Here is a 2,958-nt window from a genome sequence, read left to right on the forward strand (position 1 = left end):
CAAACGGCAGACGGCTCAGGAGAACATGACTTTGGGATATCTCGATCAACCGCTCAACATCCGCCAAATCGAGAAGATACTCCAATACCATTTTCGTGTGAAGCGCATCACTCAGAGCATGATGGGGAACGAGCGATACCCCATGCTCTTGAAATACCCTCTCCTCCTCACGATAAATTCTCAGCTCATACCGTAAAAATTGAAGACTATACCCCTCTAAATCATCCATCAGCGATTTGGAGCATTTGAGGGTATCGATAACGCTCCCCTGCCATGCAACTCCTTCTTTTTGGAGCATCGAAAGTTCAAAAGGGGCATTGTGCGATACCAAAATAGTTTCAGGAGTATTGAGGCTTTTGAGTTTTTCGGCACTGAGGGATTGGGAAAATGAGGGAGCATCGCTCACCATCTCATTCGTGATCTGATGGATGGCAGAAGCGGCGGGAGGGATTTTTTTACCGGGATGGATTAACTCGAAATGGGTAGATTCCCTCTCAATAATCCCCAAAGCACAGATTCTATCTTTTACTTCTAGCCCGGTCGTTTCCGTATCGAGAAAAATCACGTTTTACTCACTCGGAAAAGATTTAAGCGTCGCCATTAGATTATGATAGTGTTCTAAAGTACGGAAGCTTTTCTCGAAGCGCCACCCCAATACAAACGCGATAATATCTCTCTTCAGCGATGGACTCAGCTTTTCGGCACGTCCGTAATAGGCCAGCGAGATATTTTTATTTTTGACTTTAGCCTCTTTATCGTAGATAATCGCAATGATTTGAGCGTATTTACCCTCTTTTATGGTTCCTAAATCGTCATCGCCTAGCGATAATCCCGAGAGGTTGATCGCTTTAAACTCAAACAGTGCATCAAATTCTCCGACTTTGGTATCAATCCCCAGTTTTCGGTACAGTTCCTCGAGTGATTTGAGGTTGCTTTTGCGTTCTAATTCATAGCTGGAGATTTGTGCCGTCAGGTTTTTCAGACGATCGAGTGCCGAACTCACATTTTCTCCTTCGAGTATCGCTATATTTTGATAATTTTAACCTATGTTGACTTATAATATCAAACTTTTATACTTGTGGGAATTTAATGGACTATTTACGAATTCAAGGGCCGACTAAACTTAGCGGTACCGTCACCATCTCCGGCGCAAAAAATGCCGCATTGCCACTTATTACGTTGGCACTTTTAGCACACAATCCGCTTAAAGTCACCAATATGCCTGAAGTTGCAGACATCAAAACACTCCTCAAACTTCTCCAAAATCTCGGTGCAAGCTGTACATTAGAGAATCATGTTCTCAATGTCGATACCTCCACCGTAAACCATACGATGGCAAACTACGATATCGTTAAAACGATGCGCGCTTCTATCCTCGTCCTCGGACCGCTCCTTGCCCGTTTCGGACATTGTGAAGTCTCTCTTCCGGGCGGATGCGCCATCGGTCAACGCCCAATCGACCTTCATCTTAAAGCACTAGAGCAAATGGGAGCACAGATCACGATCCATGCAGGATACGTCCATGCCGTAGCCCCTGAAGGTCTCAAAGGTGCCCATATCATCTTCGATAAAATCACCGTTACCGGTACAGCCAACATCGTTATGGCAGCGGCACTAGCTCACGGTAAAACCGTCCTTGTCAACTGTGCAAAAGAGCCCGAAGTGGTACAATTGTGTGAAATTCTCCGCGACAGCGGTATCGACATCACCGGAATCGGCACACCTGAACTTACCATCATCGGTACGGGCGGTAAAACCATCGAGATGGTTGATTTTGAAGTAATTCCCGATCGTATAGAAGCGGGAACCTATCTCTGTGCAGGTGCTATCACCAATTCTACGATTACGCTAGAACGTGTACGCCCCGATCACCTCGATGCCGTTACGGCAAAACTTGAGCAAATGGGATGCCGCGTCGAATGCACTGAAAACACAATGACGATTCATCCCGCAGCGGAACTCAAACATGTCGATATTATCACCCAAGAGTATCCGGCATTCCCGACCGATATGCAAGCACAATTCTTGGCTCTTGCTACGATTGCTAAGGGAGCCAGCACGATCGAAGAGCGTTTGTTCGAAAACCGCTTTATGCACGTCAGTGAATTGCAACGTTTGGGTGCCGAGATCAAACTCAGCGGTCATACTGCTACCGTTATCGGGCCGTGTGAACTCGTAGGTGCCGATGTTATGGCAACTGACTTACGTGCTTCGAGTGCGCTCGTACTTGCCGCTATGGCAGCCGAGGGGACAACGAATGTCCACCGTATCTACCATTTGGATCGTGGATATGAAGACTTAGAAGGAAAATTACGCCTATTAGGGGCTAAAATTGAGAGATTAAAAGAGTAACAAAATCTTAATGGAGAAAAATAGCGCGGAATACTGCGCGGTGAGCGCATCACGCTGAAGAGAACTCAGCGTTAGAGCGTAGTCAAGCGGGGCTTTTGCTCCGTTGGCGTTCAAAAAGGATCTTATAGATCCCCTTCGATCACTTTTTGAAACGTTCCGTAATAAACATTTTGCATCTCGGCAAGATCCATTTTCACATCATTCACCGCAAATACTTTTCCACCTACGCTACCGATTTTCGACCATACTAACTCGCCTACCATCGCTTCGAACGCAGCGCAGTTTTCAGGTGCGACTTCGATAATAGCGCGAGACATACTCTCCGCAAAAATATCACGAGAATCGGTTACGGAGATTGTCGCTTCTACCCCTTTATCGCTCACACACGCCATTTTTGCCAATGCTATCGCGACACCGCCGGAGCTACAGTCTTTTGCCGCGCAGAGAAGCCCTTTTTTATTCGCTTCGATCACGAGGTTCCATAACGCACGCTCTTTATCGTAATCGATAGCTGGGATGGTTCCCGCTACGACGTTGTAAAGCTCTTTCATATAAAGCGACCCGCCGAATTCCGAACGGCTTGCACCGACAAGGTACAATGCATTT

General features: G+C 46.6%; 4 protein-coding genes. 1 reads left to right on the forward strand and 3 read right to left on the reverse strand.

The genetic code is table 11. The annotated features are described in order from the left end of the window. The coding region (locus Q0C19_RS11400) for a 3'-5' exonuclease (RefSeq protein ID WP_295056104.1) at positions 1-565 on the reverse strand (565 nt) is incomplete at its 3' end. Between the two features lie 3 nt (positions 566-568). After that, positions 569-1,003, reverse strand: coding sequence for a hypothetical protein (locus tag Q0C19_RS11405; RefSeq protein ID WP_295056109.1), 435 nt, complete (start codon positions 1,001-1,003; stop codon positions 569-571). Positions 1,004-1,089: 86 nt separating this feature from the next. Between Q0C19_RS11405 and murA the strand changes: the two genes are divergently transcribed. Next, positions 1,090-2,352, forward strand: coding sequence for a UDP-N-acetylglucosamine 1-carboxyvinyltransferase (gene murA / locus Q0C19_RS11410; RefSeq protein ID WP_295056112.1), 1,263 nt, complete (start codon positions 1,090-1,092; stop codon positions 2,350-2,352). A 122-nt stretch (positions 2,353-2,474) separates the two neighbouring features. On the opposite strand, the gene Q0C19_RS11415 is transcribed toward murA, so the two are convergent. Further along, positions 2,475-2,958, reverse strand: a 484-nt coding sequence (locus tag Q0C19_RS11415; protein WP_295056115.1) for an AIR synthase-related protein, incomplete at its 5' end; no start/stop codon positions are given.

Source organism: Sulfuricurvum sp. (assembly GCF_023250475.1).
GTDB lineage: Bacteria > Campylobacterota > Campylobacteria > Campylobacterales > Sulfurimonadaceae > Sulfuricurvum.

Excerpts from the sequence above, each read along its gene's own strand:
- murA (WP_295056112.1), top strand. The coding sequence starts at position 1,090 with ATGGACTATTTACGAATTCAAGGGCCGACTAAACTTAGCGGTACCGTC.